The following is a 5108-nucleotide window of genomic DNA, read 5'->3' as shown; positions in this document are numbered from 1 at the left end:
TGAGATAATGTCGGCTCACCGGTCCAATTGCCGATGAGCCATTACCTGCCCTCCACACAAAAGAACTGACAGGCCCCCAAAACGATCTCCACCGGCCCTCAATTCACCCCCGATGCGCCCACCCCGTCATCCGCTTTTCCACCACCGCAAAAAACTCATACATCACCATCGCCATCACGGCGATCACCACCAGCCCGGCAAACGCCAGCGGCATCTTCATCGCCGACCCGGCCGACACCAGCAGATAGCCGATGCCTTCATTGGCAGCACTCATCTCGGACACGGTAGTGCCGACGAAAGCCAGCGTGATCGCCACCTTGAGCGAAGCAAAGAAGTAAGGCATCGACCGCGGCAGCCCGACCTTGAGCAGCACATCGGTGCGCTTTGCACCAAGTACGCGCAGTACATCCTCCAGTTCCGGCTCCAGCGTAGCCAGCCCCGTAGCGATATTGACCATGATCGGGAAGAACGAGATCAGGAAGGCGGTCAGGATCGCCGGGCCGGCGCCCAGGCCGAACCACACCACCAGGATCGGCACGAAGGCCGCCTTTGGCAACGCATTGAACGCCGTCATCAGCGGATACGCGGCAGCGTACGCCAGCTTGGACGAGCCCATCAGCAAACCCAGCACCACGCCCACGATGATGGCAAGGCCAAAGCCGACCATGGTGGTCCAGAAGGTACGCCAGGCGTGGCCGGCAATCACATCCCAGTATTCGAACAGCGACGTGACAATCGCGCTGGGGCTGGGAAGGATGAAGTCCGACACATTGAACACAAGGCACGCACCCTGCCACAGCAGCAGGAACGTGCCCAGCAACAGCCATGGCGCCACGCGCTGCACGCGGCGTTGCTGAGCCGCGCTCATCGAGGAAGAAAAAGTGCTCATGGTCAGTGCTGCCGTACGTGGCCGATCTTCTCGCGCAGCGAATGCACGAGGTCGGCAAAGGGTTCGGTATAGGTCAGGTCGAGGTCGCGCGGACGCGGCAGGTCGATCTCCTTGCGCGTGAGGATGCGCCCCGGGCGCTGGCTCATCACGTAGACGGTGTCGGCCAGGAACACGGCCTCGCGCAAGTCGTGGGTGACCAGGATCACGTTGAAGCGCTGGGCCTGCCACAGGTCGCGCAGCACGCACCACAGCTCCTCGCGGGTAAAGGCGTCGAGCGCGCCGAAGGGCTCGTCGAGCAGCAGCATGCGCGGCTCGTGGATCAGCGCGCGGCAGATCGAGGCACGCTGCTGCATGCCGCCGGAGAGCTGCCACGGGTACTTGTCCTCGTAGCCGGCCAGGCCCACGGTGCGCAGCAGCTCGCGTGCGCGCGCCGTGTACGCCTCCCGCTTCTGGCGCAGCGTGGAGCGGTAGGGCTCGACGATCTCCAGCGGCAGCATGACGTTCTGCAACGTGGTGCGCCAGGGCAACAGCGTCGGCGCCTGGAAGGCCATGCCAACCATCTTGAGCGGGCCGGCGACCTTCTCGCCGGCGATCTTGACCACGCCGCGCGTGGCCGGCTTGAGCCCGGTCGCCAGCTTCATGAAGGTGGACTTGCCGCAGCCGGAAGGCCCGACGATGGCGATGAACTCACCCGGCTCGACCTGCAGCGAGATGTCCTCGATGGCGAACTCGCCCTGGCGGGCAAGCTCGTCGTTATAGGCGAGCCAGACCCGGTTGAACTCGACGAAGGGTTGCGCCGCCGGCTCGCGCGGCAGCTCAGGAGCGAGCGCGGCCCCTGTGCGCAGGGAGGTGGTGCCCACCGTCATCGCAGCACATCCAGTTCGGCGGCGGACGGCAGGTAGGCATCGGTCCACAGGTTGTCGGGGTTGATGCGGCCCTTGGTGCCGAAGGCGTCAGCCACTTGCGAAGCCATCAGCGACAGGCGCGGCTTGTTGATGCGGCCAAAGCCCTCGGCGCGCGCGTCGGGCGACTTGACCACGCTGTCCAGCGCCATCTTCAGGCGCTTGGTCTCGAGCTTCTCATCGATGATGCCGTCGCGCGCCTTGACCGCCTTGATGCCCTCTTCCGGCTTGGCGATCACGTCCTTGGCCGATTTGGCGAAAGCGCGCAGGAAGGCCTTGACCGCCTCCGGGTTCTTCTTGAGGAAATCTTCCGAGGCGATCACGGCGTTGCCGTACAGCTTCACGCCGTATTGCGGGTAAGGCAGCACCACGATGTCCTCGTCCTTCACCCCCCGCGCATTCAGGTTGAGGATGGAGGTGAACGAGAAGCCCGTGATGGCGTCGAGGTCGCCGCGCGTGAGCATGGTCTCGCGCAGGGTCGGGTCCATCGCCTGCCAGTTGAAGCTCGATGCCTGCAGGCCGTTGGCCTTGGCGAAGATCGGGAAGGCGCGGCGGCCGGCGTCGAATACCGGTGCGCCGAGCTTCTTGCCGGCCAGGTCGTGCGGGGTCTTGATGCCGGACTTCTTCAGCGCGAGCACGGCGGCCGGGGTGTTGTTGTAGACCATCATCACGGCCACCGGCTTGTTCTTGGCATCCGGGTTGTTGCCGTAGAACTCCATCACCGAAGCCAGGTCGGCAAAGCCCATGTCGTAGGTGCCGGAAGCCACGCGGTTGACCACGTTGCCCGATCCATTGCCGGCGTCGATCGACACGTCAAGCTTCTCGGCCTTGTAGTAGCCCTTCTGCTCGCCCAGCAGGAACAGCGCCGACGGGCCTTCGAAGCGCCAGTCGAGCTGGAAGCGGACCTTGGTCTGGGCGTGCGCCTCGCCGGCAAATTGTGTCGACAGCACCAGGGCGGTGCCCAGCGCCATGCCAAGCTGCAGCCAGCGGCGGCGCGCGGTGGATGCGGCAGCGCCGGACGCGGCATGGGCGGGCTCGGTGCCGGCGTGAGCGGCAGTGGCCTCGAACGGGGTGGCGGCACGGAATAGCGGCATTGAACTCTCTCCAGTTAGTCGTCTTCCTGGAGAGTTCGTCCGCAAGGCGCGTGCCATGCAAACACGCACCACGATGGGGCTGATACGCCACCTATTGTCGAACCAAATTCGTGCAACCGGATGTTTCGGGACGATTTGCCGCACTGGATTGTTGACAATCCAGTGCGGCCCCGGCGATTGCCGTGTCAGGCGTCCTGGGTTGCGTCGCCAGCTTCGATGGCCAGCGCGGCATCCTCCACGGGCGCCTCGCTCTGTGCCGCGCTGCGCGCCTGGATGCGCCACATCTCGGCGTAGCGGCCATCGAGCCGCATCAGATCGGCATGGGTGCCGCGCTCGATGATGCGTCCGTGGTCCATCACCAGGATCTGGTCAGCATGCACCACGGTAGAAAGCCGGTGCGCGATCAGCAGCGTGGTGCGGTTCTGCGCCAGCCGCATCAGTTCGGCCTGAATGGCCTGCTCGGTGCGCGAGTCGAGCGCCGAAGTGGCTTCGTCGAAGACCAGGATGGGCGGGTTCTTGAGCAGCGTGCGGGCGATGGCCACACGCTGCTTCTCCCCGCCCGACAGCTTGAGGCCGCGCTCGCCCACCGGCGTGTCGTAACCCTGCGGCAGATCGCGGATAAAGCCGTCGATCTGGGCCGCGCGCGCGGCCTCGATGACTTCGTCGCGGCTGGCGTCAGGGCGGCCGTAGGCGATGTTGTAGTAGATGCTGTCGTTGAACAGCACGGTGTCCTGCGGCACGATGCCGATGGCGCGGCGCAGGCTGTCCTGGGTGATCGAGCGGATATCCTGGCCGTCGATCTCGATGCCGCCGCTGCTCACGTCATAGAAGCGGAACAGCAGCCGCGCCAGCGTGGACTTGCCCGAGCCGCTGTGGCCCACCACCGCGGTAGTGGTACCGGCGGCGATGGCGAAGTCCACCTCGTCCAGGATCACGCGGTTGCTCTCGTAGCCAAAGCCGACATGATTGAAACGCACCGCCGCGCCCTGCACGCGCAAGGCCGCGGCGTCCGGCGCGTCAGCGACTTCGCGGTTGGTGCCCAGCAGCACGAACATGCGGTCCATGTCGGTGGTGGCCTGCTTGATCTCGCGGTAGATCACGCCGAGGAAGTTCAGCGGAATGTACAGCTGGATCATCAGCGTGTTGACCAGCACCAGGTCGCCCAGCGTGAGCTTGCCCGCTGCCACACCCACGGTGGCGCGCCACAAGATCAGGATCAGGCCGGTGGCGATGATGGCCTGCTGGCCGAAGTTGAGGAACGACAGCGAATTTTGCGAGCGGATCGCCGCAGTGCGGTACTTGCGCAGGTTCTCGTCATAGCGGCCGGCCTCGTACTCCTCGTTGCCGAAGTACTTGACGGTCTCGAAGTTGAGCAGGGAATCGATCGCCTTCTGGTTGGCGCGCGAATCCAGCTCGTTCATCCTGCGCCGGAAGTGCGTGCGCCACTCGGTCACCACGATGGTGAACACGATATAGCTCACCAGCGCGCAGCCCGTGATGGCAGCGAACCAGATATCGTAGTGCAGGATGAAGAAGCCCATCACCAGCCCCATCTCGACCAGGGTCGGCAGGATGCTGTAGAGCGAGTAGGAGATCAGCGACTGGATGCCGCGCGTGCCGCGCTCGATGTCGCGGCTCATGCCGCCGGTCTGGCGGTCCAGGTGAAAGCGCAGAGACAGCGCGTGCAGGTGGCGGAACACCTGCAGCGCGATCTCGCGCACCGCGCTCTGCGTGACCTTGGAGAACAGGATCTCGCGCAACTCGGTAAACAGCGTGCCAGACAAGCGCAGTATCCCGTAGGCGACGATCAGCCCCACCGGCACCACCAGCAGCGCGCTCGCGCTGCCGGCGGGAACATTCATGTTGTCCACCAGCTTCTTCATCAGGACCGGCACGCCCAGATTGGCCACCTTGGCCGCCACCAGGCACACCAGCGCCAGGATCACTCGCCACTTGTAGTGCCAGACATAGGGCAACAGGTTGCGCACGGTCTGCCAATCGCTGCGGGGAACGTTGGATTTGCCGAAGAGGGAAGAAGGCTGGGCGGGGGACGGCTCGGCCGACGTAGAGTAGCGTCGCATACGTTAGAATTCGGGCGAATATGCGATTGTGGCAGAGATCGACATAATTAGCCGGCGCCACACCGCAAGCGCGCGTCACGGCAGCGCCGCGACGCCCGGGCCGCGCGGCGGCAAGATCACTCCGCCGCAGCCCGCCCTACCC

At 65.0% G+C, this 5108-nt stretch carries 4 protein-coding genes; all 4 read right to left on the bottom strand.

The window, feature by feature from the left end; genetic code table 11:
* Positions 1 to 103: 103 nt before the first annotated feature.
* The 4 genes from AC1RWI_RS37675 to AC1RWI_RS37660 all read right to left on the bottom strand — a co-directional run bounded on the left by AC1RWI_RS37675 (position 104) and on the right by AC1RWI_RS37660 (position 4966).
* Positions 104 to 889 (bottom strand): ABC transporter permease, encoded by a 786-nt coding sequence (locus AC1RWI_RS37675; RefSeq protein ID WP_492870847.1) that lies wholly within the window; start codon positions 887 to 889, stop codon positions 104 to 106.
* A 2-nt stretch (positions 890 to 891) separates the two neighbouring features.
* Positions 892 to 1755, bottom strand: coding sequence for an ABC transporter ATP-binding protein (locus tag AC1RWI_RS37670; protein WP_492870846.1), 864 nt, complete (start codon positions 1753 to 1755; stop codon positions 892 to 894).
* Positions 1752 to 2762 carry an ABC transporter substrate-binding protein gene (locus tag AC1RWI_RS37665; RefSeq protein ID WP_492870848.1) on the bottom strand — a complete coding sequence of 337 codons (1011 nt, stop codon included), beginning with the start codon at positions 2760 to 2762 and terminating at the stop codon, positions 1752 to 1754. Before AC1RWI_RS37665 ends, AC1RWI_RS37670 begins: the two co-directional genes overlap by 4 nt.
* A gap of 308 nt (positions 2763 to 3070) precedes the next feature.
* Positions 3071 to 4966 (bottom strand): ABCB family ABC transporter ATP-binding protein/permease, encoded by a 1896-nt coding sequence (locus AC1RWI_RS37660; RefSeq protein WP_492870845.1) that lies wholly within the window; start codon positions 4964 to 4966, stop codon positions 3071 to 3073.
* Between the last annotated feature and the right edge of the window lie 142 nt (positions 4967 to 5108).

Source organism: Cupriavidus sp. MPR-AND1C (assembly GCF_058809705.1).
Note: the sequence above shows the minus strand (reverse complement) of the source record. Positions and strands in the feature narration are given on the sequence as shown.

What these genes read in the sequence shown, in the direction of transcription:
- AC1RWI_RS37670 (WP_492870846.1), bottom strand. Translation starts at nt 1,755, where the DNA reads ATGACGGTGGGCACCACCTCCCTGCGCACAGGGGCCGCGCTCGCTCCT.
- AC1RWI_RS37675 (WP_492870847.1), bottom strand. Translation starts at nt 889, where the DNA reads ATGAGCACTTTTTCTTCCTCGATGAGCGCGGCTCAGCAACGCCGCGTG.
- AC1RWI_RS37665 (WP_492870848.1), bottom strand. Translation starts at nt 2,762, where the DNA reads ATGGCGCTGGGCACCGCCCTGGTGCTGTCGACACAATTTGCCGGCGAG.
- AC1RWI_RS37660 (WP_492870845.1), bottom strand. Translation starts at nt 4,966, where the DNA reads ATGCGACGCTACTCTACGTCGGCCGAGCCGTCCCCCGCCCAGCCTTCT.